Source organism: Enterobacter sp. SES19 (assembly GCF_011765665.1).
Classification (GTDB): Bacteria; Pseudomonadota; Gammaproteobacteria; order Enterobacterales; family Enterobacteriaceae; genus Enterobacter; species Enterobacter pseudoroggenkampii.
In genome coordinates, this window is sequence record NZ_CP050320.1 from 2,895,089 (window position 1) to 2,920,289 (window position 25,201).

Genomic DNA, 25,201 nt, shown 5'->3' on the forward strand with positions numbered 1-25,201 from the left:
TTGCTTAGAAGCTGTAACTCGCCCCTAGCTGATACGTTCTGTCGCGCCCAATCCAGCAGTTGGTCGCGTCGTAGCAGGTCAGCGTCTCTTTGTTGGTGATGTTCTGCGCGCTGGCCTTAAGCGTTAGCCCTGCCAGCGAGGGCAGGATCTCGCCCATCCGGTACGAGGCCGCCAGATCGTACTGGGTAGTGCCGCCCAGTTTACCCGCATCGTTAGCCGGAGAGATTTCCATCGGGCCGGTATAGCGCGCGCCCGCCCCCAGCATCAACCCTTTCAGCGGCGTGTTTTCAAAGGTGTAATCCCCCCAGAGGTTGAAGGCATTCTCCGGCACCTGCGTTGGACGTTTCCCTTTGTATTTATCATCTTCCGTATTGATCGCGTGGGTGTAGGCATAGTTAGCAATCAGCGTCAGGTTGTCCGCCGGGCGGCTGATGGCAGACAGCTCTGCCCCTTTGGATTCCACCTCCCCGGTCTGACGATAGTTCAGGAAGCCCGGATCGGAGGTGACGACATTTTTCTGACGGATGTTGAACACCGAAGCGGTAAAGGTGGTGGCGTAGTCGGCCAGCAGATATTTCACTCCACCTTCCACCTGCTTGCTGGTGGTCGGCTTGACGTCTTTCGCCGCGAGCGTTCCCTTCGGCGACACCGGCGCAAAGCCTTCGGAATAGCTGATAAACGGTGACAGACCATTATCAAAAGCGTAAAGCGCGCCCAGGCGTTTGGTGACGCGATCCTGCGATACCCAGTCCTTATCACCGTTTTGCAGATAATTGGTGGTGACGGAGCGATAATCGTCGTAGCGCAGGCTACCCAGCAGATTTAAGCCATCCCACTCCACCTGATCCTGCAGGTAGTAGCCGTTCTGCTGATAGCTCAGCCGGTTTTTCTGGGCGGTATACAGCCCTAATGCGCTTTCACTGATTTGCGAATAGTCAGGATGACGCATATCCATGCCCGGCGTGGTCGACGCGTAACGGTAGTGGAAATGGGAGTTCAGCTTCTGGTAGTCAAACCCGGCCAGCAGATGGTGTTTCCAGTCGCCCAGCGCCACGGTTCTGGTGACCTGGTTGTCGATGTTGAAGCTCTGCAGATCTTCATCGGTGGTGTAGGCAAAGCGGTTGAGCTGATAGACCTCACTCCCGGTGCCCGTTGCATAGACGCTGCGCTGATGCGTGTCGACGTCGAAATAGCGCGCCTTCTGGTTAAAGCCCCAGCCGCTGTCGAAGGCATGTTCAAAGCTGTAGCCCAGCATCCACTGACGCTGCTTAAACCCATTCCACTCATCACCGGCGTAATCGCGCTTGCCCGCGTATTTCGAGCGCAGGTAGGCGAGCGGCAGCGGGTTTGACGGCGTCAGGCTTGGGGTGTTTTGCGCCAGCGCGTCCAGGGTCAGGCGGGTTTTGCTGTCGGGCTGCCAGGTGACGGACGGAGCAACCAGATAGTTTTCATACCGGGTGGTGTGCGGCTGATCGTCGTTTTCCGTCGCTTTACCCAGCAGACGGTAGTTCCAGTCGCTGTCGGCAATCTGCCCGGTTGAGTCGAGATAGCCCTCTTTCAGGTTGCGATTGCCGGTGTTAAAACCGAATTCGGTTCGCGCTTCACGCTGCGGCTTTTTACTCTGGATATTCACCAGCCCGCCCGGCGAACCACCGCCGTAAAGAACCGATGAGGGACCTTTCAGGATATCAACGCTGTCAATCAACAGCGGATCGATGCGCGCTTTGGTATTGCCGATGACGTTATAGGGCAGCTGCAGCCCGTTGTAGAACTCCTGGTCGACGGTAAAGCCACGAATTTTATATTCGCTCATGTAGGAGGTATTCCCCCGCACCTCGGTTGAGACGCCCGGAGCATAGCGCAGGATTTCATTCACCGAATTCGCATGGCGTTTTTCAATTTCCGGCGCAGAGACGGTCGTGATGACCTGCGGCGTTTTACTTTCAGCAACGGCTGACTTCGTGGCGCTGTTCGTCCAGGCCGGCAGCGCGCTGCCCTGCTCTGCGCCGGTGACGACGATAGTGGATTCTTCGGCGAAAGCCGGAACGTGCAGTGCGAGCGTGACGGCGCCTGCCAGGGCGCATAGCGTAAAACGTGAGGGAGTCATAATGTCGTCTTGTTGTTAGATGCGATACGGAACGACAATTATTATCATTTAGATTAACAAATCAATACGCAGGCAAAAAAACGGCCCTCCGCAGAGAGCCGTTTACGTCATGTTATGCTCGTCGCAGTAACCTGAATATGCCCAGCACCACAATGGCGCCCACGACAGCGACCAGAAAACTGTGCAGGTCAAAACCACTTATGTTGCCTCCGAAGCCAAACATCGTCGCCAGCCAGCCGCCCACAACCGCACCAACGACCCCGAGTACGCAGGTCAAAATAAAGCCGCCGCCATCGTTTCCCGGCATGATCAATTTCGCGATAGCGCCAGCAATAAGACCAAAGATAATCCAGGCGATGATACCCATAGCGATGCCCTCTTGCAGGTTTAACGCGTGCGCAGAAAACCTTCTGCACAGCTAACTTAAGTATAGGTCATCGCCGGAAAACCATTTTCATCTCACCGACTTATCTTTACGTAAACAGCCAAAAAAAACTCACCGGTTTGTATTAAGTTTCATTGCAGATTGCCGATAACGCTAAGACAGTCTGTCATCAATCAAGGAGCCATCCGGCGTGAGTCATTACAGTGAGCAGTTCCTCAAGCAAAATCCGCTGGCTGTATTAGGGGTATTACGCGACCTGCAAAAAGGTGAAGTGCCGCTGCGCATCAGCTGGTCGAATAATCAGTTCATCAGCAAGATCCTTGACGCCTCGCAGGAGCGGCTGGTGATTGATTTAGGCAGTCAGGAGTATGAAAACCGCGCGGCGCTGAAGGCGGAGAATATCGCGGTGATGGCCGAAACGCAGGGCGCCAAAGTGGAGTTTGTCCTGTCGCGACTGGAACTGAGCGAGTACCAGGGACTCCCTGCTTTTGCTACCCCACTTCCCACCAATCTCTGGTTTGTTCAGCGTCGTGAATATTTCCGCATTAGCGCTCCGCTTCACCCCGCCTATTTTTGTAAGGCCAAAATGCCGGATAAAAAAGAGATCCGCTTCCGCCTCTTCGATCTGTCACTGGGCGGCATGGGTGCGCTGATGGATACGCCGAAACCCGACGGACTGGTAGAAGGCATGCGGTTTACGCAAATTGAACTGGATATGGGGGGCTGGGGTCGCTTTTATTTCGATGCACAGCTGATTGCCATCAGCGACCGTACCGTCGTGGACAGCAAAAATGAAACCATCACCACGCCGCGTCTGAGCTTCCGCTTCCTGAACGTCGGGCCCGGTGCAGAGCGTGAGCTTCAGCGCATCATCTATTCGCTGGAGCGGGAGGCGCGGGAACGCGCAAATAAAGTTCTGTAAGAAAATCGGGCAGCGTGACCGCCGCCCGTCTGCGGCATTACATGGCATCCATCGCTTTCTGTACTTTCCAGATATAACGAGGCGCCTGTGGTGCCGGGTGATTTTTCGCTACATGCTCAAAGAATTCGTCTTTGTCCATGCCGTTAATCTCTTCTATCGCCTCTTTGCGGTCAGAGGAGAAGGTTCTGAGCAACGCGCCGGCACCGTTAACGTAAGAGACCACCAGCGCGTACTGCATCACCTCCGGATCCTTAATGCCCTTCAGCACGCCGTGCTCCATGATGCTCAGATAGGCCGTGCCCATTGAAATGTTACGTTCCGGGTTCTTCAGCTCGCTGGTTGACGGCTGACCGCTCCAGCCCATATAGCGGTAAACTTCTTTCCCCGCCGTTGACGCTTTAAGCTGCATCAGCCCCACCGCGTTGGATTTGCTGACAAGCGTAGGGTTACCGCCGGACTCCACCGCAATGATCGCCGTGATAAGACGCGGACTGACGCCCCAGGCCTTCCCGGCTTGTTCACTGATCGGCATCCACTGCATGGCCCGTTTCACCGGCACTTCCGGGTTCCAGGGTGGGTTTTGATAATCATGTTTTGAACTACAGCCAGCAAGCAACACAATCAAAAAAGCAAACCATCTCAATTTCACGTCATCTATCCTTATAGCCGGTCATCGCGGTGCGCCGCCTCTTGAAGCAGGCGTCGTATACGCGGCATGATATAGACAATTAGTTTCTCATTCAGCAAGGAATTGCCATGTCTCAGTTTCATCTCATCGCGCCGTCTGGCTACTGCATTAACCAGGACGCGGCGCAGCGGGGCGTTCAGCGTTTGCTGGAATCGGGTCATCAGGTAGAAAATCAGACGATTATCCCCCGCCGCCAGCAGCGTTTTGCCGGTACAGAAGCGCAGCGGCTGAATGATATCAACAGCCTGGTGAACCTGAAGGGCGAAAACCAGATTGTGCTGGCGGTGCGCGGAGGATATGGCGCGAGCCGGCTGCTGGAGAGCATTGACTGGCAGGGTCTGGCGCAGCGCCAGCAGCATGATCCGCTGCTGATTTGCGGCCATAGCGATTTCACCGTCATCCAGCTTGGGCTGCTGGCGCTGCATAACGCTATCACCTTCAGCGGCCCGATGCTGGCCGGTAACTTCGGCGCCCCGGAGCTGAATGCGTTTACCATGGAACACTTCTGGCGCGCGCTGCGCAATCCCACCTACAGCGTGGAGTGGCAAGGCAATGGGCCGCACTGGGAATGCGAAGGTCAGCTCTGGGGCGGCAACCTGGCGATGCTGGTTTCGCTTATCGGCACGCCGTGGATGCCGCACATCGAGGACGGCATTCTGGTGCTGGAAGATATCAATGAACATCCGTTCCGCGTCGAACGCATGCTGTTGCAGCTCTATCATGCCGGTATTCTTGAACGCCAGTCCGCGATTGTGCTGGGCAGCTTCAGCGGTTCTGCGCCGAATGACTATGACGCGGGTTACTCCCTGGAGACCATGGTTGAGTTCATTCGCTCGCGGCTGGATATTCCGGTCATCACCGGTCTGGATTTCGGCCATGAGCAGCGCACCGTGACCCTGGCACTGGGGGCACACGCCTCGCTGATCCACAATGATTCCGGCAGTCGGCTGACCATCAGCGGCCATCCAGTCATAAAGGCATAAAAAAGCCGTTATACCCCCTTAATAAAACGCTGTTGCCGTCGTTAATATGTTAGGGTTTTAGTAACAGCGTTAACATTGAGGTGGGAGTAAGAGAACATTGGATGCCGCAGCGATAATCAGCCTTTTCATTTTGGGTTCCGTCCTTGTAACCAGCAGTATTTTATTAAGTTCATTTTCATCGCGTCTCGGCATACCTATTCTTGTCATTTTCCTCGCCATCGGCATGCTGGCCGGCATTGATGGCATTGGTGGTATCCCTTTCGATAACTACCCTTTCGCCTACATGGTGAGTAACCTGGCGCTGGCGGTGATCCTGCTGGACGGCGGGATGCGCACCCAGGCGAGCTCCTTCCGCGTGGCCTTAGGGCCCGCGCTGTCGCTCGCGACGGTTGGCGTGTTGATAACCTCCGGCCTCACCGGAATGATGGCCGCGTGGCTTTTCCATCTCAACATCATGGAAGGTTTGCTGATTGGCGCGATTGTTGGCTCAACCGATGCGGCAGCGGTGTTTTCTCTGCTCGGCGGAAAAGGGCTTAACGAACGCGTGGGCTCCACGCTTGAGATTGAATCCGGCAGTAACGACCCGATGGCGGTGTTTCTCACCATTACGCTTATCGAGATGATTCAGCAGCATGAAAGCGGGCTGAGCTGGACGTTTGCGTTACATATTCTGCAGCAGTTTGGCCTGGGGATTGTCATCGGCCTGGCAGGGGGATATCTGCTCCAGCAGACGATCAACCGTATATCGCTTCCTCTGGGGCTTTACCCGCTGCTGGCGCTGAGCGGCGGCATTCTCATTTTTGCCGTCACTACCGCAGTGGACGGCAGCGGCATTCTCGCCGTCTACCTCTGCGGGTTCCTGATGGGCAACCGCCCTATTCGTAACCGGCATGCCATTTTACAGAACTTCGATGGTCTGGCCTGGCTGGCGCAGATCGGCATGTTTCTGGTGCTGGGTCTTCTGGTTACGCCATCGGACCTGCTGCCGATCGCCGTTCCGGCGCTGCTGCTCTCTGCATGGATGATCTTCTTTGCCCGTCCGCTGTCGGTATTTGCAGGCCTGCTGCCGTTTCGTGGCTTCAACCTGCGCGAGCGGATCTTCATCAGCTGGGTGGGCCTGCGCGGCGCGGTGCCGATTATCCTTGCGGTGTTCCCGATGATGGCCGGTCTGGATAACGCGCGGCTGTTCTTTAACGTGGCGTTCTTCGTGGTGCTGATTTCGCTGCTGTTCCAGGGAACCTCGCTCGGGTGGGCGGCGAAAAAAGCCAAAGTGGTGGTCCCTCCCGTGGGCTGGCCGGTCTCCCGCGTGGGGCTCGACATTCATCCGGAAAACCCGTGGGAACAGTTCGTCTATCAGCTGAGCGCCGACAAATGGTGCGTGGGGGCTTCACTGCGCGATTTGCACATGCCGGCCGAAACGCGCATTGCCGCTCTGTTCCGCGACAACGTTCTGCTGCACCCCACCGGCAGCACCCGCCTGCGCGAAGGGGATATTCTCTGCGTGATTGGCCGCGAGCGCGACCTGCCCGCGCTGGGCAAACTGTTCAGCCAGTCGCCTCCGGTGGCGCTGGATCAGCGTTTCTTTGGCGATTTTATTCTGGAAGCCAGCGCCAGGTTTGCCGATGTCGCGCTGATCTACGGCCTGGATGAAGGTGCTGAAGACGGAGATAACCAGCAAACGCTGGGCGAAATCATCCAGCAGCGGCTTGGCGCTGCCCCGGTCGTGGGAGACCAGGTGGAGTTTGCCGGGATGATCTGGACCGTTGCCGAAAAAGAAGATAACGCGGTGCGGAAAGTCGGTTTGAGGCCGATGGAAGAGGAAGCGGAGTAGCGGTTTTTTTGCCGGGTGGCGGCTTCGCCTTACCCGGCAAAAAAACCTCGAACGTAGGCCGGGTAAGCGTTAGCGCCACCCGGCGAACAAAGGTTACACCGTCACAACCGGCACTCTCGGTGCCAGCGCGCACATCAATTCGTACCCCACCGTGCCCGCCGCGGCAGCAACGTCATCAATCTTAATTTCGTTACCCCACAGCTCGACCGGTGAACCGATGCCCGCCTGCGGGCAGGGCGTCAGGTCAACGGCCAGCATATCCATTGAGACGGTGCCCACCGTTCCCGTGCGAACCCCATCGACCCAGACCGGCGTACCGGTCGGCGCGATGCGCGGGTAGCCGTCGGCATAGCCGCCCGCCACGATGCCAATCCGCTGCTCGCCCTTTGCCCGGTAGCGGCTGCCGTAGCCCACCGTGTCGCCGGTCTTGAGCGTCTGCACGCCAATGATTTCACTGCGCAGGGTCATGACCGGCTTCAGGCCGCTGTTGGCGATATCCTGCCACTGGCCTGAGGGAGACGCGCCGTACAGAACGATCCCCGGACGCACCCAGTTATAGTGCGCCTCGGGATGCCACAGCGTGGCCGCCGAGTTCGACAGCGAGCGCGGGCAGTCCAGCCCTTCTGCCGCCTGCTCAATGCGGACCATGGCATCGGCAATGCCGTCCGGTCTTTCCGCGTCGGCAAAATGCGCCATCAGCGTCATTTCACCTACGTTCTTCAGCGCGCGCAGCTGCTGCCAGACCGTATGCACCCGCTCAGGCTGGAAGCCCAGGCGGTTCATGCCGCTGTTCACCTTAAGATAGATATCCAGCGGAGCATGGAGCTTCGCATCCTGAATCGCCTTAATCTGCCAGTTGCTGTGCACGCTGGTAGTCAGACGGTACTTATCCAGCAGCGGCAGATCGTCGGCGTGGAAGAAGCCCTCCAGCAGCAGTATCGGCCCTTTCCAGCCGCGCTCGCGCAGCAGAATGGCCTCTTCCAGATTGAGTAAGGCAAAACCATCGGTGGCGCTCAGGGCGCTCCAGATACGGTCAATGCCGTGGCCGTAGGCATTCGCTTTCACCACCGACCAGACGCGCGAACCAGGTGCCGCCCGACGAACAATTTGCAGATTATCCTTCAGGGCCTGCAGGTTCAGCTGGGCCAGAACAGGACGGGACATGACAGCTCCTTAGTTATGCGCGCCGTGCAGATGCTGTGGACGCGAAGGCGTAAACCCCGATTGATAGCGTGCGGCGCTTAAATCGTCAAATGGAATTGCCGGCGTGCGCCCGGAAATCAGGTCGCTCAGCAGTTGGCCCGATCCGCAGGCCATCGTCCAGCCAAGCGTGCCGTGGCCGGTATTGGTCCACAGGTTTTTAAACGGCGTGCGGCCCACAATCGGCGTACCGTCCGGGGTCATCGGACGCAGGCCGGTCCAGAACGTCGCCTGCTCCACAAAGCCACCGCGCGGGAAGAGATCGCCCACCACCATCTCCAGCGTTTCACGACGCGGCTGCAGCAGCTCGGTGTTGAAGCCGACAATCTCCGCCATGCCGCCTACGCGGATGCGGTTATCGAAGCGGGTAATGGCGATTTTGTAGGTTTCATCCAGAATGGTCGATACCGGAGCACCGCTCTCTTCTTTCACCGGAATGGTCAGCGAGTAGCCCTTGAGCGGGTAGACCGGAATGTCGAGAATGCCTTTCAGCATGGCGGTGGAGTACGAACCAAACGCCATCACGTAGGCATCGGCTTTGATCACCTCGTCGCCGCACTTCACGCCGTAAATTTTTTCCCCTTCCGACAGCAGCTTGTCGACAGAGGTGTTAAAGCGGAACTTCACCCCCGCCTGCTCGCACATTTGCGCCAGACGTTGCGTAAAGAGCTGGCAGTCGCCGGTTTCGTCATTCGGCAGGCGCAGGCCGCCTGTCAGCTTATGCGCCACTTCCGCCAGCGCCGGTTCAACCTGCCCTAACTGACTGGCTTCCAGCAGCTGATACGGTACGCCGGCATCTTCCAGCACGGCGATATCGCGGGTGGCATTTTCGTACTGTTGCTCGGTGCGGAAGAGCTGCAGCGTTCCGCCCTGACGGCCTTCGTACTCAATCCCCGTCGACGCGCGCAGCGCTTTCAGGCAGTCGCGGCTGTATTCCGCCAGGCGCACCATGCGCCCTTTGTTCTCCATGTAGTGGCGGGTGTCGCAGTTGCGCAGCATCTGCCACATCCACTTCAGTTGGAACTGCGTGCCGTCAAGGCTGATGGCCAGCGGCGCATGGCGCTGGAACATCCATTTAATCGCTTTCAGCGGAACGCCCGGCGCAGCCCACGGAGCGGCATAGCCGGGAGAGATTTGCCCGGCGTTCGCCGCGCTGGTTTCGAGCGCCGGACCGGATTCACGATCGATAACGGTTACGTCATGTCCCGCCTGACTTAAATACCAGGCGCTGGTTACCCCAACGACACCACTTCCCAGTATGACAACACGCATAGCCACTCCATTATGTGCAAAAGAACAATCTTCTAATTACAGATTGATAACCTAGTTGAAAATATTATTCAACATATGACTTTTTTATGGTGACTTACCTCACACATCCCCCAGCATCAGGGGATAGTGCTAATTTGGGATCTCCTGCTGCGCGTTATTTTTAACCAGCATAATATGCTGAGACATACCGTTTTTTTGCCGTATCAAAAACGCGAAATCGCAAAGAAAAAATTTCTGCCCCAGCACGCTTTTTAACACGTTGATCTATGCTTGAAAGGAGGCTCTCCAGACAGAGAGAGCACCCACAACGAGGGCGCGCTAATGGCTACTATTGATTCCCTGAACAAGGACAACACACGTCTGAGCGATGGACCCGACTGGACCTTCGAGCTGCTGGATGTTTACCTCGCCGAAATCGACCGGGTCGCAAAACTGTATCGTCTGGATACCTATCCTCATCAGATTGAAGTCATTACGTCCGAACAGATGATGGACGCCTACTCCAGCGTCGGGATGCCGATTAACTATCCGCACTGGTCGTTTGGTAAAAAATTTATTGAAACAGAGCGGCTGTATAAGCACGGCCAGCAGGGGCTGGCGTATGAGATTGTCATTAACTCCAATCCGTGTATCGCCTATTTAATGGAAGAGAACACCATTACCATGCAGGCGCTGGTGATGGCGCACGCCTGCTACGGGCACAACTCCTTTTTCAAGAATAACTACCTGTTCCGCAGCTGGACGGATGCCAGCTCCATCGTCGATTACCTGATCTTCGCCCGTAAATATATTACCGACTGCGAAGAGCGCTACGGCGTGGACGAAGTGGAAAAACTGCTCGACTCCTGCCACGCGCTGATGAACTACGGCGTGGACCGCTACAAACGTCCGCAGAAAATCTCCCTGCAGGAGGAGAAAGCGCGGCAGAAAAGCCGCGAAGAGTATCTGCAGAGCCAGGTGAACATGCTGTGGCGCACCCTGCCGAAGCGTGAGGAAGAAAAAGCGGTCGCCGAAGCGCGTCGTTATCCGTCCGAGCCGCAGGAAAACCTGCTCTATTTTATGGAGAAGAACGCCCCGCTGCTGGAGCCGTGGCAGCGTGAGATCCTGCGCATCGTGCGCAAGGTGAGCCAGTATTTCTATCCGCAAAAGCAGACGCAGGTGATGAACGAAGGCTGGGCGACATTCTGGCACTACACCATCCTCAACCATCTGTACGACGAGGGTAAAGTTACCGAGCGGTTCATGATGGAATTCCTCCACAGCCATACCAACGTGGTGTTCCAGCCGCCTTACAACAGCCCGTGGTACAGCGGCATTAACCCGTATGCGCTTGGCTTTGCCATGTTCCAGGACATTAAGCGTATCTGCCAGTCGCCAACGGAAGAAGACAAGTACTGGTTCCCGGATATCGCCGGCTCTGACTGGCTGGAAACGCTGCACTTTGCGATGCGCGACTTCAAGGATGAGAGCTTCATCAGCCAGTTTATGTCGCCGAAGATCATGCGTGACTTCCGCTTCTTCACCGTGCTGGACGACGACCGCAACAACTATCTGGAGATCTCCGCAATCCACAACGAGGAGGGTTACCGTGAGATCCGCTCTCGCCTCTCTTCCCAGTACAACCTGAGCAACCTTGAGCCGAATATTCAGGTGTGGAACGTCGATTTGCGCGGTGACCGCTCCCTGACGCTGCGCTATATCCCGCACAATCGCGCGCCGCTGGATAAAGGGCGCAAAGAGGTGCTGAAGCATGTGCATCGCCTGTGGGGCTTTGACGTGCAGCTGGAGCAGCAGAATGAAGACGGGAGCGTCGAGCTGCTGGAACGCTGCCCGGCGCGGTTGAATACGCTGTAGTGCAGCCTTTTTTGCCCGGTGGCGCTACGCTTACCGGGCCTACAAGACCCGCAGGTCGGGTAAGGCGTAGCCGCCACCCGACGAAAAAAAACCTCTCATACGAGAGGTTTTTTATTTCAGCGGCTCTGAATCGCCAAATCGCCCGGCAACGTTTTCTGCATGCGGTGCCAGATTTCACCGGAATCATGACCGTAGCGGCGCACCGTCTCATAAACCTGATCGTGCAGGCCTTCGGTACAGAGCTTGCTCAGCTTATGGTAGAAGCCCAGCGCCAGGCTACGCGCTTCCGGATTGGCAAAGTAGTGGCGGCCGATGCGGGTATAAAGCCCTTTCATACCGTTGAGGATCAGGCCATACACCGGGTTGCCGGAGGCAAACGCCAGGCCGCGAAACACGTTGTAATCGAGGGTGGCAAAAGCATCGGCGTGATCTTCCACCTCGTTCGCTGTGGCCAGCACCGCAAGGGCGTCTTCCGGATGCTGACGGAAAGCGGTACGAATAAAGATCGTCGCGATGTTGGTGCGAACGGAGAGCAGATTATCAATGAGCTGCGGCACGCTTTCATGGTCGAGACGCGCCAGCGTTTCAAGAATGTTCAGCCCGGACGTTTCCCAGAAGTTGTTTACTTTCGTCGGCTTGCCGTGCTGGATAGTCAACCAGCCATCGCGCGCCAGCCGCTGGAGCACTTCACGCAGCGTGGTGCGAGTGACGCCAATCAGTTCAGAGAGTTCGCGTTCAGCCGGAAGAATGGACCCCGCAGGGAAACGATTATTCCAGATGCTTTCAATGATGTACTCTTCCGCGAAACCCGCCGGGCTCTGCGCCTTAATGACCATAGTGAGATTTCCATTACACAGCTTTAGCAAATTGGACTCATCATACCAGAGGCAGCCAGTGGCAGGTAGCACGGCAAAGAGAGAAAAGAGGGATCGCCGTTTCATTTTTATGAAATTTACAATGCAGCCTTATCCGCCTCCAGGCCGCGATTTTTGCGTATACTGATGTTTTGTCTTACTTGACGGGGATGGACGTCTGTCGTGGAAATTTCTTTTGGGCGCGCACTGTGGCGCAACTTTTTAGGCCAGTCTCCGGACTGGTACAAACTTATACTTCTGGTGTTCCTGGTCGTTAACCCTCTCCTCTTTAGCGTAAACCCGTTCATTGCCGGGTGGCTGCTGGTGGCGGAGTTTATCTTCACCCTGGCCATGGCGCTGAAATGCTATCCCCTGCTGCCGGGCGGACTGCTGGCGTTTGAGGCCGTCGTCATCGGCATGACCCGCGCCGAGCACGTCAAAGCCGAGCTGGCATCCAATCTCGAAGTGCTTCTGCTGCTGATGTTTATGGTGGCGGGCATCTACTTTATGAAACAGCTGCTGCTGTTTATCTTCACGCGCCTGCTGCTCAGCATTCCGTCGAAAATGTTGCTCTCGCTGGCGTTTTGCCTTGCGGCCGCCTTCCTGTCGGCCTTCCTGGATGCGCTGACGGTCGTCGCGGTGGTGATAAGCGTAGCGGTGGGGTTTTACGGTATTTATCACCGCGTGGCCTCCTCTCGTCCGGGCGAGGATTTGCAGGATGACAGCCACGTCGATGCGCATAATCGTGAGGTACTGGAACAGTTTCGCGCCTTCCTGCGCAGCCTGATGATGCATGCTGGCGTCGGTACCGCGCTGGGCGGCGTGATGACCATGGTGGGCGAACCGCAAAACCTGATCATTGCCAAAGCGGCGGGCTGGCACTTCGGTGAGTTCTTCCTGAGAATGGCGCCGGTGAGCATACCGGTGCTTTTCTGCGGGCTGGCGACCTGTCTGCTGGTGGAGAAGTTTCGCCTCTTTGGCTATGGGGCCCAGCTCCCGGAGCCGGTACGTCAGGAGCTGCATAAATTCGATCTGCAGAGCCGACGCCAGCGGACGCGCCAGGAGACGCTGCGTCTGATTGCCCAGGGGATCATCGGCGTCTGGCTGATCGCCGCGCTGGCGTTCCATCTTGCCGAAGTGGGGCTGATTGGCCTGTCGGTCATTATTCTCGCCACCACCTTTACCGGCGTGACGGACGAGCATACCATCGGTAAGGCGTTTACCGAAGCCCTGCCATTTACCGCCCTGCTGGCGGTGTTCTTTGCCGTCGTGGCGGTGATAATCGACCAGCATCTGTTCGCGCCGATTATTGCCTTTGTCTTAAAGGCATCGCCGGATGCTCAGCTGTCGCTGTTTTACCTGTTCAACGGCCTGCTCTCGTCGATCTCAGATAACGTCTTCGTCGGGACGGTCTATATCAACGAGGCCAAAGCGGCTATGGAGCAAGGCGTTATCAGCGCCGGACAGTTTGAGCTGCTGGCCGTGGCGATCAATACCGGCACCAACCTGCCATCGGTGGCGACGCCAAACGGCCAGGCCGCCTTCCTGTTCCTCCTGACCTCCGCCCTCGCGCCGCTCATACGACTTTCTTATGGCAGGATGGTGTGGATGGCGCTGCCCTATACGCTGGTGCTCACGATCGTGGGATTGCTTTGCGTCAAAATTACCCTCATTCCCTGTACGCAATGGTTGATACAAGCGGGTATACTTGCGGCGCAATAAACACTGCATCTCGGGCAGTTCGCTGCCCGTTTGCCTTTTCGCACGATAAACATCCAATTACGTTTTATTTCGCCAGGTACAGGTGGCGCGAAAAACGAATTCGTTTACACTGCGATTTCTAAGCATGTTCCAGGGAAATGATTATGTTGAGATTTTTAAACCAGTGCTCCCGCGGTCGCGGAGCGTGGTTGTTAATGGCCCTGACCGCCTTTGCGCTGGAAATGGTCGCGCTGTGGTTCCAGCATGTAATGGGACTCAAACCTTGCGTGCTTTGTATTTATGAACGCTGCGCGCTGTTCGGCATTATGGGTGCGGGCCTGGTGGGCGCGATTGCCCCAAAATCGCCGCTTCGCTATGCCGGTATTGCCATCTGGATATACAGCGCCTGGAAAGGAATTGAACTCTCCTGGCAGCACACCATGATGCAATTGCATCCGTCACCGTTTATGACCTGTGATTTTGCCGCCCGCTTCCCGAGCTGGCTGCCGCTGGACAAATGGCTGCCGCAGGTGTTTGTCGCATCCGGTGACTGCTCCGTTCGTCAGTGGGAATTCCTGACGCTGGAGATGCCGCAGTGGCTGGTGGGCATTTTTGCCGCATACTTCGTCGTGGCGCTGCTGGTGCTGATTGCCCAGCCGTTCAAACCGAAGAAACGCGATTTGTTCGGAAGGTAAAAGCAAAACGGCAACCGAGGTTGCCGTTTTTAGTGTTTGCGCCCTCTCCCGTGGGAGAGGGTTGGGGTGAGGGCATCAGGCCGCACAAACACAAGAAAAAACCCGCCTAGGCGGGTTTTTTTATCTCAACGGGTCGGGTGGTTCATGATGTGGTCTTCCCAGTCACGCACCTCGGACTCTTTCACCGCGATGTGGCGCACTGAAATGCGCTCACCGTGCATCGCCGCTTTTGAACCGGTTAACAGCGGATGCCAGTCAGGCAGACCTTTCCCTTCCGCCAGCAGGCGATACGCGCAGGTATGCGGCAGCCATTCAAAGGTGGGCAAATTATCCCGGGTTAACTTGATGCAATCCGGCTCAAACTCGAAGCGGCGCTCATAGTTACGGCACTGGCAGGTTTTAATGTTTAACTGCTTGCAGGCAACGTTGGTGAAGTAGATTTCGTCCGTGTCTTCATCCATCAGCTTGTGCAGGCAGCACTGACCGCAGCCGTCGCATAAGGATTCCCATTCCGCGTCCGTCATGTCGTCGAGAGTTTTGCTTTGCCAGAAAGGGATGTCGTTCATCAGGATGTCCACACGTCAAAAGAAAGCGCACCTTATAACGAGTCTGGCACGTCGATGCAAGTTTTGCCGCCCTTTTCAGGCGGCAAGAGGAGGTTACAGCACGCGGGTTTTCAGCGACAGGCCGTTAAAACCGACCTCAAGCTCGTCACCGCTGAGCAGCGGGCCAACACCTTCTGGGGTTCCGGTCAGGATCACATCGCCCGGCTTCAGGGTAAAGAAGCGGCTCATGTAGGCGATCAGCGGCACAATCTTATGGATCATGTCTGCCGTGGTGCCCTGCTGGCGGATTTCACCGTTAACCTTCAGGCTGAGCGGGGTGTCCTGCGGATCGCCGGTAAATTCGCTCACCGGCACAAACGCCGAGATCGGGCAGGAATTATCAAACCCTTTGGCTTTTTCCCAAGGCTGCCCGGCTTTCTTCATTTTGCCCTGCACGTCACGTAGCGTCAGATCCAGCGCCACGCCGTAGCCGGCAATCGCTTTCTGAACATGATCTTCGGAGGCCTGACGCAGCGTTGCGCCGATCAGCACGGCGAGTTCAACTTCGTGATGCACCGAGCCGAGCCCCTGCGGCAGGGCCAGCGGCTGGCGGATATCGCAAAGCGCCGTTTCAGGCTTAATGAACAGAACCGGCTCTTCTGGCGTCGCGCTGCCCATCTCCTGAATATGTTTTGCATAGTTGCTGCCCACGCAGACGACTTTGCTGACGGGATAATCCAGTAATGCACCTTGCCAGTTGTGATGTTGATACATGGTCGACCCCTAAACGGTTGATGTGTTGTGCCCAAAAACAGTTGAGACTATTTTTTACCGTTCGCCTCAAGATGCTGTTTTAATAAATTCTCGGGTGGCGGTGGAAGCTGTAAATAATAGCCTTGCTCGGCTAAGGCCGTTTTTACTTTATCCAGATCGGCATTAATCAGTTTCTTACGACCATCAAGCGGCAGCAGCATCGCCAGCTGTGGTCGGCCAAAGTTCTTCATTAATTCTTCAGGCACGCGTGAAAAATCGTCTTTCTTTTCGACATAAAGATAGGTCTGGTCACGGCTTGTACTTCTGTAGATCACACAAAACATGTTTTTACTCTGAATTAATGGGTGGTTGCTTGCCTCAATATACTCCTGACTATAACATGCCTGATACTCTTCGGAATATCGCAGCGAGTGGTTGCGGTTAATAGCAAATTGAGTAAGGCCAGGATGTCAAACACGCCCATCGAGCTTAAAGGCAGTAGCTTCACCTTATCAGTGGTACATTTGCATGATGCAAAACCCGAGGTTATTCGTCAGGCGTTAGAGGACAAAATCGCCCAGGCTCCCGCCTTTCTGAAGCACGCCCCTGTTGTTATCAACGTTAGCGGTCTTGAGGCTCCGGTTAACTGGAAACTTCTCCAGCAGGCCGTCTCCTCGACCGGACTGCGTATCGTGGGCATCAGCGGCTGCAAAGATACTGAGCTGAAAGCGGAAATTGAGCGTGCGGGGCTGCCTCTTCTGAATGAGGGCAAAGAAAAAGCCTCGCGTGCGGCACCCGTTGCCGTGCAAACGCCCCCTCCTGCGGTGCAAAACGTTACTACCGTCACAAAAACGCGAATGATTGATGTGCCGGTTCGTTCCGGTCAGCGCATTTATGCACCAAACTGTGATCTGATTGTTACAAGCCACGTCAGTGCTGGCGCTGAGCTGATTGCAGATGGCAACATTCACGTATACGGTATGATGCGTGGACGTGCGCTCGCGGGTGCAAGTGGCGATCGAGACGCGCAAATATTTTGTACTCACCTGACGGCGGAACTGGTGTCCATCGCAGGTGAATATTGGCTGAGCGACAAGATCCCAGCCGAATTTTATGGCAAAGCGGCTCGCCTGCTTCTGGCAGACGACGCGTTGACCGTTCAACCGTTGAATTGATCCCTTTTTAACAAGGAATTTCTATGGCACGCATTATTGTTGTTACTTCGGGTAAAGGAGGCGTTGGCAAGACCACCTCCAGCGCGGCCATCGCTACTGGTTTGGCCCAGAAGGGAAAGAAAACCATCGTTATCGACTTCGATATCGGTCTGCGTAACCTCGACCTCATCATGGGATGTGAGCGTCGCGTCGTGTATGACTTCGTGAACGTCATTCAGGGCGATGCCACGCTGAACCAGGCGATGATTAAAGACAAGCGCACCGAGAACCTCTACATTCTCCCGGCCTCTCAGACGCGTGACAAAGACGCCCTGACCCGTGAAGGAGTGGAAAAGGTGCTCGATGAGCTGAAAAAAATGGATTTCGACTTCATCGTCTGTGACTCCCCTGCCGGTATCGAAACCGGTGCCCTGATGGCACTGTACTTCGCTGATGAAGCGATCATCACCACTAACCCTGAAGTTTCATCCGTGCGAGACTCAGACCGCATTCTGGGGATCCTCGCCTCTAAATCCCGTCGTGCGGAAAATGGCGAAGACCCGATTAAAGAACACCTGCTGCTCACCCGCTACAATCCCGGCCGCGTGAACAAAGGTGACATGCTGAGCATGGAAGACGTGCTGGAGATCCTGCGCATTAAGCTGGTGGGCGTTATCCCGGAAGATCAGTCCGTGTTACGCGCTTCTAACCAGGGCGAGCCAGTGATCCTTGATACATTGGCAGATGCAGGTAAAGCTTACGCCGATACCGTTGACCGTCTGCTGGGAGAAGAACGTCCTTTCCGCTTCATTGAAGAAGAGAAGAAAGGTTTCCTCAAACGCCTGTTCGGAGGATAAGTTATGGCATTACTGGACTTTTTTCTCTCGCGGAAAAAGAACACCGCCAACATCGCAAAAGAACGTCTGCAAATTATCGTTGCGGAGCGTCGTCGTAGCGACGCCGAGCCTCACTACCTGCCACAGCTGCGTAAGGACATCCTGGAAGTGATCTGTAAGTACGTGCAGATTGACCCGGAGATGGTGACGGTGCAGCTGGAACAAAAAGACGGGGATATTTCGATTCTGGAGCTGAACGTTACGCTCCCGGAAGCGGAAGAGTCGCGTCCGTAGGTTTGTGATTTCGTAGCCCCGGTAAGCGCAGCGCCACCGGGGGAATATGCCGGGTTTATCACCCGGCATATTTTTTATCGCGGATAACCTTCCAGCAGGGTATTCAGGCGATCGGCCATCAATTCCCCGCGCCATCCCGCCATCATTTCCGGTACGCCATTCTGCGGCTTCAGCTTCCAGTGCCAGTTCAGCAGCTGGTTAATCTGACGACGTGAGGCGAGCAGTTCAGCGCTTAGCTTGCTTTCCGTTGCAACGTTCTGCACCAGCGCTTTGATCTCCTTAAACGCTTTGCGATAGCCCGGCATATCCATCAGGTTCAGCAGCGGTTCCGGTAGCGCATCTTCCGGCAGCTCCTGCGCTTTTGCGACCAACGCCAGCAGGGTTTTGCCGTGGAAGCGGATCTCGCTGCCCGAAAGCCCAATGCTGTCCAGCTCGCCCAGGCTGCCCGGCATATAGCGCGCCACCGCCCAGAGATGTTCTTCGCGAACCACAAAGTTAACGGCCAGATCGCGCTCGCGCGCTTTACGCAAACGCCAGTCTGCCAGCAGCTGCAGGCACGCCAGCTGACGCGTACGCAGCTGCCAGGCGTTGCTGATATCGCGCCAGGCCTCTTTCGGGTCAACCACTTCCTGACGACGCTGCTGGGTCATACGACACTCGTCGAGCGCCGCAGGCAGCCATCCGGAGGCTTCTGCCTCTTTCATCAGCTGTCCGGCAATCGGCAGCAGGTAAAACACGTCTGCCGCCGCATACTCCAGCTGACGCTCGGTTAGCGGACGCGCCAGCCAGTCGGTACGGGATTCACTTTTATCCAGCGTCAGGCCCGTATACTCCTCTACCATGGCAGCAAAGCCCCATGAGAGCGGACGATTGCTGAATGCCGCGAGGATCTGCGTGTCAATCAGCGGCTGAGGCATGATGCCAAAGGTGTTCAGAAAGACTTCCAGATCTTCACTGCCTGCGTGCAGGTATTTCGTCACGGCGGTATCGAGCAGCAGGTCACGCATCGGCGTCCAGTCGGTAATGCCGAGAGGGTCGATCAGCGACACGTGTTTACCGTCGTACATCTGAATCAAACCCAGCTGCGGATAATAGGTCCGGGTACGGACAAACTCGGTATCCAGGGCAATGGCAGGAAAGTCGCGCGTCACTTCGCACAGCGAAGCCAGCTCGTCGTTGGTCGTGATCATCTGGTAATTCAAAACGGGTTCTCTTTTGTTTGCGCCCATAAAAAACGCCGGCTTAACCGGCGTCTGGGCGATTAGCGTGAAGCTCAGGCCTTATTGTCTACTTTGCCACGGGCTTCGTCACGTAATTCTCGTCGTAATATCTTCCCGACGTTGGATTTCGGCAGCTCGTCGCGGAATTCCACCAGCTTCGGCACCTTGTAGCCCGTCAGCTGACGACGACAAAACGTTACCAGCGCTTCCTCGGTGAGAGAAGGATCTTTCTTGACCACAAATATCTTCACCGCTTCACCGCTGCTGCCGGAAGGCACGCCGACTGCCGCCACTTCGAGCACGCCGCTGTGCTGCATAACCACGTCTTCGATCTCATTCGGATAGACGTTGAAACCGGAGACCAGGATCATGTCTTTCTTACGATCGACGATGCGCAGGAAGCCTTCGTCATCCATCACCGCAATATCACCGGTGTGCAGCCAGCCGTCTTTGATGATTTCGTCGGTCGCATCGGGGCGCTGCCAGTAGCCCAGCATCACCTGCGGACCTTTGACGCACAGCTCCCCCGGCTCGCCCGGCGCGACTTCGTTATCGTTATCATCGACCAGTTTCGCTTCAGTGGAAGGAACGGGCAAACCAATGCTTCCGCTATGATAGTCGATGTCATGCGGGTTAACGCTGACCAGCGGCGCGCATTCCGTCAGGCCATAGCCCTCCAGCAAATACTGACCGGTGAGCTTCACCCAGCGCTCGGCGACCGCCTGCTGAACCGGCATGCCTCCGCCCGCAGAGAGATGCAGCGTGGAGAAGTCCAGCTGCTGGAACTCTTTGTTATTCAGCAGCGCGTTAAACAGGGTATTTACCCCCGTCATGGCGGTGAACGGGTATTTCGCCAGCTCTTTCACCAGGCCCGGGATATCGCGCGGGTTGGTGATGAGGATGTTCTGACCACCCAGTTCAATAAACAGCAGGCAGTTCATGGTCAACGCAAAGATGTGATACAGCGGAAGCGCGGTGATCACCACCTCTTTGCCCGGATGCAGCAGCGGCCCGTAGGTGGCGTTTACCTGTTCAAGGTTTGCCAGCATATTGCGGTGGGTAAGCATGGCCCCTTTGGCGACGCCGGTGGTCCCGCCTGTGTATTGCAGAAACGCAAGATCTTCCGCGACCACTTCGGGTTTCACATACTGCATACGGTAGCCCGCATGCAGCGCGCGGCGGAAGGAGATGGCGTCCGGCAGATGGTATTTTGGCACCAGACGTTTGACGTATTTGACGACAAAGTTAACCAGCGTGCCTTTGGCGGTGGAGAGCTGGTCCCCCATGCGCGTCAGGATAACGTGTTTCACCTGGGTTTTGTCGACCACCTTTTCCAGCGTATGGGCGAAGTTGGACACAATGACAATCGCAACCGCGCCGCTGTCGTTCAGCTGATGCTCTAGCTCGCGCGGGGTGTACAATGGGTTGACGTTGACGACAATCATCCCGGCTCGCAGGATACCGAACAACGCCACCGGGTATTGCAGCAGGTTCGGCATCATCAGCGCGACGCGGTCCCCTTTTTGCAGCCCCAACCCTTCCTGCAGATACGCCGCAAACGCCCGGCTGCGCTCCTCCAGCTTACGGAACGTCATCACCTCGCCCATATTCACGAATGCGGGCTGGTCCGCATAGCGCCTTACCGAGTGTTCAAATAATTCCACCAGGGATTGATAACGGTCAGGATTGATCTCAGCAGGAACATCTGCGGGATAACGGTTAAGCCAAACCTTCTTCAATGCATCACCTCTGAAATGAGTGTTCGTCGTCATCACAACCCCGATAATAAACAGTTTGTTAACATTATATTAACTCAGCGTACCAGTTTATTAATTGTTCAGATTTAAGGTTGCGAAGCGCGTCACTCTTTTTTTTCGTTTTATCCGTAAAAAAACAGAGACAGCGGCTGAGCCGCTGTCTCTTTTCTAACAATAACAGTAAGTTACTCAGTAACGATCGTCTGAACCTGTGCAGGGCCCGGGTTGTACCAACCCCAGCCCGGGTAGCCATAACGATAAGGATGTGGACCCCACATCCACGGATCCATCGGCTGAGGCGGCATGATCACCTGCTGTGCAAGCCGCCAGCGTTTATACCCGTTGACCTGCATGGTCATAAATTTGTACGGCGTGTTGCCGATTTTGCCCTGCACGGCGCCGGTAATCGGCCCGACGACGGTCACCAGCTGTCCGCGGAAATCGACCGGATCGAGGAAACCGCTGACGTCCGCATAGATACGTCCCCGGGAGGCCTCGCCCAGTACAGGCCGCGCGCCGCTGTCCAGCGGAACGGTCGCGATCTCCAGACGGGTTTTCCCCTGCTGGTTTTGTACGTCTATGACCTTACCGCCAAAGCGCGCTTCCTGGCCGACGTACAGCTCAGGCGCATTCATCACCCGAACCAGATCCTGCTGTGGCGTCGGGCTGCTGCCCTTAATCGCATCAGGAACGGAAACGCATCCGCTCAGTGCTATGGCAACTGCGCCTGCCATAATAAGGCGTACTACTTTAGTCTGAACCGCCATGATGCGACTCCTTTTTCTCAGTTCCTGTTACTGAGATTCACTCGCGGCCCGGAAGTTTCTTCCACGCGACGGTGTTTCGCAAATAAACCGGTTCCGCCTGTTCAACGGCCACGGTTTTTCCTGCTGCGAGCAGCTGGCTGGCAATCGGAAGCATATCTTCAGCAGCCGGGAGCAGCATGTTGCCGTCCACCAGCGTCAATCCGGTGTCGTTCGCCATCTCAGGCCACGCTGGCCAGCCCGTGCCGACGGTCGCCCACTCGCCGGACAGCTGCTTCAGTCGTTCTGTGACCGCTTCTGGCTTAAGCACGGCTTCCGTCTCTTCACCGTGCCACACGCCCTGCTCGTCGCGGGTGTATTCGGCCCAGTAGACTTCGCCCATGCGGGCATCTATTGCGGCCAGGACGCGCGTTGCCCCGGTCATGCGCCATGCGCCCTGCGCCATGGTGGCGAGGGTAGATACGCCGATCATCGGCAGTTCGGCGCCCAGCGCCAGCCCCTGCGCAATGCCTATCCCGATACGTACGCCCGTAAAGCTGCCGGGGCCGCGGCCAAAGGCCAGCGCGTCGAGGTCGGTTAAGGAGGTGTTGCCCTGGGTTAAAATGGCTTTTACCAGGGGCAGAATGCGTTGGGTGTGTTCCCGGGGGCACTCTTCGAAATGGGCAGAAACAGCACCGTCGTTCAACAGAGCAACAGAGCAAGCCTCTGTCGCGGTATCAATAGCCAGAATTCGCATCGGTCGTCGCGCTCTCGCAAGGGTCAGTCACAAAATGGCGCGCATCTTAGCACACTCCGGGGTAAATTACTCCGCCGTTGGGTTTGCCAGGAAACGCACCGCGCGTTTTATGTCCCGCGTCCGCGGCGCGGGCGGCAGGCTTGCGAGGAAAGTCGCCCCGTAAGGACGCATCACCAGCCGGTTATCGCAGATGACCAGCACGCCGCGGTCGGTGACGTCACGGATTAAGCGCCCTACCCCTTGCTTAAGCGTGATGACCGCATCCGGCAGCTGTACCTCGTCAAACGGATCGCCGCCGCGCAGACGGCAGTCTTCCATCCGCGCCTTCAGCAGCGGATCGTCCGGGGAGGTAAACGGCAGCTTATCAATGATCACCAGCGAAAGCGTGTCGCCGCGCACGTCCACCCCTTCCCAGAAGCTGCTGGTTGCCACCAGCAGAGCATTACCGGCGCTGACAAACTGCTGCAGCAGCTGGCCTTTGCTGGTTTCGCCCTGCAGCAGCACCGGTAGCGTCATGGTGGCGCGGAACTGCTCGGCGAGATCGCGCATCATGGCGTGGGAGGTGCAGAGCATAAAGCAGCGGCCGTTGTTGGCCTCGATCATCGGTTTTAGCATTGCAGCCAGATGGCGCGCCGCACCCGGCTGGTTCGGCAGCGGCAGATTACGGGGAACGCAGAGCAGCGCCTGTTTTTCGTAGTCGAACGGGCTGGGCAGGAGCAGCGATTCCGCCTGCTCAATGCCGAGGCGCTCGGTGAAGTGGTGCAGATCGTCATTCACCGACAGGGTTGCCGAGGTAAAGATCCAGCTTCCCGGCTTTTGCGCCATCACCTCTTTAAATTTATCAGCCACCGTCAGCGGCGTGAGCGCCAGCGTGAAATGCCGCGAGGTGCACTCGTACCAGTAGCTGTACCCCGGCTGGTTGATCTCTTTCAGCCGTTTGAGCCGACCGCGATAGAGCGTAGCGCGCTCGAAGGCTGCATCCAGCAGCGCGGAGCGGCCGAGGGACAGTTTCGCTACGTCGTAGCAGAGCTCCAGAGCGTCATCGAGCAGCAGCAGCGCGCGCTGGATATTTTTGTCCGCCAGCAGCTCGCGCAGGTTACCGCGATAGCCCGGCTCGCCGAGCTGTAAGCGGAAATCCTGCGCGCTCTGCGCCAGGCGGTCGGCGCACTTCTGCAGCTGCTGGGTATCTTTGAGTTCGGTCCGGTACGCAATGGTGAAATCTTTCGCCAGATCCTGCAGCTGACGGCTGGAGAGCGACTGGCCGAAGTACTGGCTGGCGATATCCGGAAGCTGGTGCGCTTCATCAAAGATCATCACGTCCGCCTCGGGGATCAGCTCGCCGAAACCGCTGTCCTTGACCACCATATCCGCGAGAAACAGGTGATGGTTTACCACCACGACGTCGGCGTCCATCGCCGCTTTGCGCGCTTTCACCACGAAGCAGTCTTTATACAGCGGGCAGTCGCTGCCGAGGCAGTTGTCGTTGGTGCTGGTCACCAGCGGCCAGGCCGGGGAATCTTCCGGCACGCTCGCGCAGGTGCTGATATCGCCCTCTTCGGTCTGGTTCGCCCATGACCGAAGGATAATGACGTCGCTCAGCGTCTGTACCGGCAGATCGCCGCCCGCCAGCGCCTGCTGCTCAAGGCGCTCCAGGCAGAGATAGTTGGATCGCCCCTTCAGCAGGGCCAGACGTCCCTTGTATTTCAGCGCCTTAGCTACCGTGGGCAAATCGCGGCTGTAGAGCTGATCCTGCAGCGCTTTTGAACCGGTGGAAATAATCACCTTTTTTTTCGCCCGCAGCGCCGGCGCAAGGTAAGCATAGGTTTTACCCGTGCCGGTACCGGCTTCAACCACCAGCGGCTGAGCCTTATCGATGGCGCGTGCAACGGCGTGCGCCATCTGTCGCTGAGGCTCACGGGGTTTGAAGCCGGGGATAGCCAGCGCTAATTGACCTTCAGGGGAAAAATCGTCTGCCACGGTGCTCTCTCACTGTATTTTTGCACAGGGATTATGTCAGCCCATCCTCTCATGTGCCACCCCAAATAGTGACGACAGGAGAACAATATGGCAGTCTTGCCGCCTGATGACGAAAAATAACGAGGAAACGTTTATGACAATTGTGCGCATTGATGCCGAAGCCCGCTGGTCTGATGTGGTGATCCATAACCAGACGCTCTACTACACCGGCGTCCCGGCTAACCTGGACGCGGATGCGTTCGAGCAGACGGCAAATACCCTGGCGCAGATTGACGCGGTGCTGGAAAAACAGGGCAGCGACAAATCCCGCATTCTGGATGCGACGATTTTCCTGGCAAACAAAGATGACTTCGCGGCAATGAACAAAGCCTGGGATGCGTGGGTGGTGGCGGGTCACGCGCCTGTACGCTGCACCGTACAGGCCACGCTGATGAAGCCGGAATACAAGGTCGAGATTAAGATTATCGCGGCCGTTTAAGCCCGATTACTCTTCATCTTCATCCTCGAAACGCGCCACGATCCGCTCGCCGGTATGCGTGGCGCGCAGTTCTTCCGCCACCAGGGAAATCGCCTGTCCGCTGCTCATCCCCTGGGACATCAGTTCCTGAATTCGCTCAACCGCTTTCTGCTGCTGTTCATGGCTCAGAGAAGGTAAACCTGCAAACATCGTCAA

Annotated in this window: 25 protein-coding genes; 10 read left to right on the forward strand and 15 right to left on the reverse strand. The window is 56.6% G+C overall.

All coding sequences use genetic code 11. From position 1 onward, the window contains the following. Nucleotides 1-4: 4 nt before the first annotated feature. Nucleotides 5-2,107, reverse strand: coding sequence for a TonB-dependent siderophore receptor (locus tag GXP72_RS13825; protein WP_208763010.1), 2,103 nt, complete (start codon nucleotides 2,105-2,107; stop codon nucleotides 5-7). Nucleotides 2,108-2,219: 112 nt separating this feature from the next. Continuing rightward, nucleotides 2,220-2,474 (reverse strand): GlsB/YeaQ/YmgE family stress response membrane protein, encoded by a 255-nt coding sequence (locus GXP72_RS13830; RefSeq protein ID WP_008502662.1) that lies wholly within the window; start codon nucleotides 2,472-2,474, stop codon nucleotides 2,220-2,222. Nucleotides 2,475-2,682: 208 nt separating this feature from the next. On the opposite strand from GXP72_RS13830, the gene GXP72_RS13835 reads away from it, so the two are divergent. Further along, nucleotides 2,683-3,414: a flagellar brake protein gene (locus GXP72_RS13835; protein ID WP_024909816.1), complete on the forward strand. Its 732-nt coding sequence runs from the start codon at nucleotides 2,683-2,685 to the stop codon at nucleotides 3,412-3,414. A 37-nt stretch (nucleotides 3,415-3,451) separates the two neighbouring features. Here GXP72_RS13835 and emtA read toward each other — a convergent pair whose 3' ends face one another. Beyond that, entirely contained in the window at nucleotides 3,452-4,063 is a 612-nt protein-coding gene (emtA, locus tag GXP72_RS13840; RefSeq protein WP_024909815.1) for a membrane-bound lytic murein transglycosylase EmtA, read from the reverse strand. 107 nt (nucleotides 4,064-4,170) lie between these two features. Here emtA and ldcA point away from each other — a divergent pair, with 107 nt between their 5' ends. Beyond that, nucleotides 4,171-5,085: a muramoyltetrapeptide carboxypeptidase gene (gene ldcA / locus GXP72_RS13845; RefSeq protein WP_208763011.1), complete on the forward strand. Its 915-nt coding sequence runs from the start codon at nucleotides 4,171-4,173 to the stop codon at nucleotides 5,083-5,085. A 97-nt stretch (nucleotides 5,086-5,182) separates the two neighbouring features. Next, nucleotides 5,183-6,916, forward strand: coding sequence for a potassium/proton antiporter (locus GXP72_RS13850; protein ID WP_032647718.1), 1,734 nt, complete (start codon nucleotides 5,183-5,185; stop codon nucleotides 6,914-6,916). 93 nt (nucleotides 6,917-7,009) lie between these two features. Here the strand turns inward: GXP72_RS13850 and dadX are convergent, their stop codons facing one another. Beyond that, nucleotides 7,010-8,080 (reverse strand): catabolic alanine racemase DadX, encoded by a 1,071-nt coding sequence (gene dadX, locus GXP72_RS13855; RefSeq protein ID WP_048992169.1) that lies wholly within the window; start codon nucleotides 8,078-8,080, stop codon nucleotides 7,010-7,012. Nucleotides 8,081-8,089: 9 nt separating this feature from the next. Beyond that, entirely contained in the window at nucleotides 8,090-9,388 is a 1,299-nt protein-coding gene (locus tag GXP72_RS13860) for a D-amino acid dehydrogenase (protein WP_032647721.1), read from the reverse strand. Nucleotides 9,389-9,709: 321 nt separating this feature from the next. Between GXP72_RS13860 and GXP72_RS13865 the strand changes: the two genes are divergently transcribed. Continuing rightward, the gene (locus GXP72_RS13865) at nucleotides 9,710-11,242 is read left to right on the forward strand and encodes a SpoVR family protein (protein WP_024909810.1); all 1,533 of its coding nucleotides are present in this window, start codon (nucleotides 9,710-9,712) and stop codon (nucleotides 11,240-11,242) included. Nucleotides 11,243-11,358: 116 nt separating this feature from the next. On the opposite strand, the gene fadR is transcribed toward GXP72_RS13865, so the two are convergent. Next, nucleotides 11,359-12,078: a fatty acid metabolism transcriptional regulator FadR gene (gene fadR / locus GXP72_RS13870; protein ID WP_024909809.1), complete on the reverse strand. Its 720-nt coding sequence runs from the start codon at nucleotides 12,076-12,078 to the stop codon at nucleotides 11,359-11,361. A 201-nt stretch (nucleotides 12,079-12,279) separates the two neighbouring features. Here fadR and nhaB point away from each other — a divergent pair, with 201 nt between their 5' ends. Both nhaB and dsbB read left to right on the forward strand, forming a co-directional pair. After that, nucleotides 12,280-13,818 (forward strand): Na(+)/H(+) antiporter NhaB, encoded by a 1,539-nt coding sequence (gene nhaB, locus GXP72_RS13875; protein WP_090419823.1) that lies wholly within the window; start codon nucleotides 12,280-12,282, stop codon nucleotides 13,816-13,818. A 143-nt stretch (nucleotides 13,819-13,961) separates the two neighbouring features. Further along, nucleotides 13,962-14,492, forward strand: a complete 531-nt coding sequence (dsbB, locus tag GXP72_RS13880) for a disulfide bond formation protein DsbB (RefSeq protein WP_024909807.1) — start codon at nucleotides 13,962-13,964, stop codon at nucleotides 14,490-14,492. Nucleotides 14,493-14,617: 125 nt separating this feature from the next. On the opposite strand, the gene GXP72_RS13885 is transcribed toward dsbB, so the two are convergent. From GXP72_RS13885 to GXP72_RS13895, 3 genes are all read right to left on the reverse strand, one after another. After that, complete coding sequence (locus tag GXP72_RS13885) at nucleotides 14,618-15,058, reverse strand: YcgN family cysteine cluster protein (protein WP_024909872.1); 441 nt, start codon at nucleotides 15,056-15,058, stop codon at nucleotides 14,618-14,620. 93 nt (nucleotides 15,059-15,151) lie between these two features. Then, nucleotides 15,152-15,811, reverse strand: coding sequence for a fumarylacetoacetate hydrolase family protein (locus GXP72_RS13890; protein ID WP_048992179.1), 660 nt, complete (start codon nucleotides 15,809-15,811; stop codon nucleotides 15,152-15,154). A gap of 47 nt (nucleotides 15,812-15,858) precedes the next feature. Next, a complete protein-coding gene (locus GXP72_RS13895; RefSeq protein WP_029742143.1) occupies nucleotides 15,859-16,134 on the reverse strand; it encodes a YcgL domain-containing protein in 276 nt (91 codons plus the stop codon). Nucleotides 16,135-16,257: 123 nt separating this feature from the next. Between GXP72_RS13895 and minC the strand changes: the two genes are divergently transcribed. The 3 genes from minC to minE are packed head-to-tail and all read left to right on the forward strand — an operon-like array spanning nucleotide 16,258 to nucleotide 18,074. Then, nucleotides 16,258-16,965 (forward strand): septum site-determining protein MinC, encoded by a 708-nt coding sequence (minC, locus tag GXP72_RS13900; protein ID WP_023312186.1) that lies wholly within the window; start codon nucleotides 16,258-16,260, stop codon nucleotides 16,963-16,965. Nucleotides 16,966-16,988: 23 nt separating this feature from the next. Beyond that, on the forward strand, nucleotides 16,989-17,801 hold the full coding sequence (minD, locus tag GXP72_RS13905; protein WP_024909869.1) for a septum site-determining protein MinD: 813 nt from the start codon (nucleotides 16,989-16,991) through the stop codon (nucleotides 17,799-17,801). Between the two features lie 3 nt (nucleotides 17,802-17,804). Beyond that, a complete protein-coding gene (gene minE / locus GXP72_RS13910) occupies nucleotides 17,805-18,074 on the forward strand; it encodes a cell division topological specificity factor MinE (protein WP_008500504.1) in 270 nt (89 codons plus the stop codon). Nucleotides 18,075-18,148: 74 nt separating this feature from the next. Here minE and rnd read toward each other — a convergent pair whose 3' ends face one another. The 5 genes from rnd to GXP72_RS13935 all read right to left on the reverse strand — a co-directional run bounded on the left by rnd (nucleotide 18,149) and on the right by GXP72_RS13935 (nucleotide 24,528). Then, nucleotides 18,149-19,276, reverse strand: coding sequence for a ribonuclease D (gene rnd, locus GXP72_RS13915; protein WP_152680667.1), 1,128 nt, complete (start codon nucleotides 19,274-19,276; stop codon nucleotides 18,149-18,151). 71 nt (nucleotides 19,277-19,347) lie between these two features. Continuing rightward, nucleotides 19,348-21,033: a long-chain-fatty-acid--CoA ligase FadD gene (gene fadD, locus GXP72_RS13920; protein ID WP_073961507.1), complete on the reverse strand. Its 1,686-nt coding sequence runs from the start codon at nucleotides 21,031-21,033 to the stop codon at nucleotides 19,348-19,350. Between the two features lie 203 nt (nucleotides 21,034-21,236). After that, nucleotides 21,237-21,818, reverse strand: a complete 582-nt coding sequence (locus tag GXP72_RS13925; RefSeq protein WP_061714891.1) for a Slp family lipoprotein — start codon at nucleotides 21,816-21,818, stop codon at nucleotides 21,237-21,239. 37 nt (nucleotides 21,819-21,855) lie between these two features. Continuing rightward, entirely contained in the window at nucleotides 21,856-22,551 is a 696-nt protein-coding gene (tsaB, locus tag GXP72_RS13930; RefSeq protein WP_024909864.1) for a tRNA (adenosine(37)-N6)-threonylcarbamoyltransferase complex dimerization subunit type 1 TsaB, read from the reverse strand. A 66-nt stretch (nucleotides 22,552-22,617) separates the two neighbouring features. After that, nucleotides 22,618-24,528, reverse strand: coding sequence for an ATP-dependent DNA helicase (locus GXP72_RS13935; protein WP_208763012.1), 1,911 nt, complete (start codon nucleotides 24,526-24,528; stop codon nucleotides 22,618-22,620). A gap of 133 nt (nucleotides 24,529-24,661) precedes the next feature. Here GXP72_RS13935 and GXP72_RS13940 point away from each other — a divergent pair, with 133 nt between their 5' ends. Then, entirely contained in the window at nucleotides 24,662-25,006 is a 345-nt protein-coding gene (locus GXP72_RS13940) for a RidA family protein (RefSeq protein ID WP_008500498.1), read from the forward strand. A 6-nt stretch (nucleotides 25,007-25,012) separates the two neighbouring features. On the opposite strand, the gene GXP72_RS13945 is transcribed toward GXP72_RS13940, so the two are convergent. Beyond that, nucleotides 25,013-25,195, reverse strand: a complete 183-nt coding sequence (locus tag GXP72_RS13945; protein ID WP_061714889.1) for a YoaH family protein — start codon at nucleotides 25,193-25,195, stop codon at nucleotides 25,013-25,015. Nucleotides 25,196-25,201: the final 6 nt, after the last annotated feature.

What these genes read in the sequence shown, in the direction of transcription:
- GXP72_RS13825 (WP_208763010.1), bottom strand. Translation starts at nt 2,107, where the DNA reads ATGACTCCCTCACGTTTTACGCTATGCGCCCTGGCAGGCGCCGTCACG.
- GXP72_RS13830 (WP_008502662.1), bottom strand. Translation starts at nt 2,474, where the DNA reads ATGGGTATCATCGCCTGGATTATCTTTGGTCTTATTGCTGGCGCTATC.
- ldcA (WP_208763011.1), top strand. Translation starts at nt 4,171, where the DNA reads ATGTCTCAGTTTCATCTCATCGCGCCGTCTGGCTACTGCATTAACCAG.
- dadX (WP_048992169.1), bottom strand. Translation starts at nt 8,080, where the DNA reads ATGTCCCGTCCTGTTCTGGCCCAGCTGAACCTGCAGGCCCTGAAGGAT.
- GXP72_RS13860 (WP_032647721.1), bottom strand. Translation starts at nt 9,388, where the DNA reads ATGCGTGTTGTCATACTGGGAAGTGGTGTCGTTGGGGTAACCAGCGCC.
- GXP72_RS13865 (WP_024909810.1), top strand. Translation starts at nt 9,710, where the DNA reads ATGGCTACTATTGATTCCCTGAACAAGGACAACACACGTCTGAGCGAT.
- fadR (WP_024909809.1), bottom strand. Translation starts at nt 12,078, where the DNA reads ATGGTCATTAAGGCGCAGAGCCCGGCGGGTTTCGCGGAAGAGTACATC.
- dsbB (WP_024909807.1), top strand. Translation starts at nt 13,962, where the DNA reads ATGTTGAGATTTTTAAACCAGTGCTCCCGCGGTCGCGGAGCGTGGTTG.
- GXP72_RS13885 (WP_024909872.1), bottom strand. Translation starts at nt 15,058, where the DNA reads ATGAACGACATCCCTTTCTGGCAAAGCAAAACTCTCGACGACATGACG.
- GXP72_RS13890 (WP_048992179.1), bottom strand. Translation starts at nt 15,811, where the DNA reads ATGTATCAACATCACAACTGGCAAGGTGCATTACTGGATTATCCCGTC.
- GXP72_RS13895 (WP_029742143.1), bottom strand. Translation starts at nt 16,134, where the DNA reads ATGTTTTGTGTGATCTACAGAAGTACAAGCCGTGACCAGACCTATCTT.
- minC (WP_023312186.1), top strand. Translation starts at nt 16,258, where the DNA reads ATGTCAAACACGCCCATCGAGCTTAAAGGCAGTAGCTTCACCTTATCA.
- minD (WP_024909869.1), top strand. Translation starts at nt 16,989, where the DNA reads ATGGCACGCATTATTGTTGTTACTTCGGGTAAAGGAGGCGTTGGCAAG.
- minE (WP_008500504.1), top strand. Translation starts at nt 17,805, where the DNA reads ATGGCATTACTGGACTTTTTTCTCTCGCGGAAAAAGAACACCGCCAAC.
- GXP72_RS13925 (WP_061714891.1), bottom strand. Translation starts at nt 21,818, where the DNA reads ATGGCGGTTCAGACTAAAGTAGTACGCCTTATTATGGCAGGCGCAGTT.
- tsaB (WP_024909864.1), bottom strand. Translation starts at nt 22,551, where the DNA reads ATGCGAATTCTGGCTATTGATACCGCGACAGAGGCTTGCTCTGTTGCT.
- GXP72_RS13940 (WP_008500498.1), top strand. Translation starts at nt 24,662, where the DNA reads ATGACAATTGTGCGCATTGATGCCGAAGCCCGCTGGTCTGATGTGGTG.
- GXP72_RS13945 (WP_061714889.1), bottom strand. Translation starts at nt 25,195, where the DNA reads ATGTTTGCAGGTTTACCTTCTCTGAGCCATGAACAGCAGCAGAAAGCG.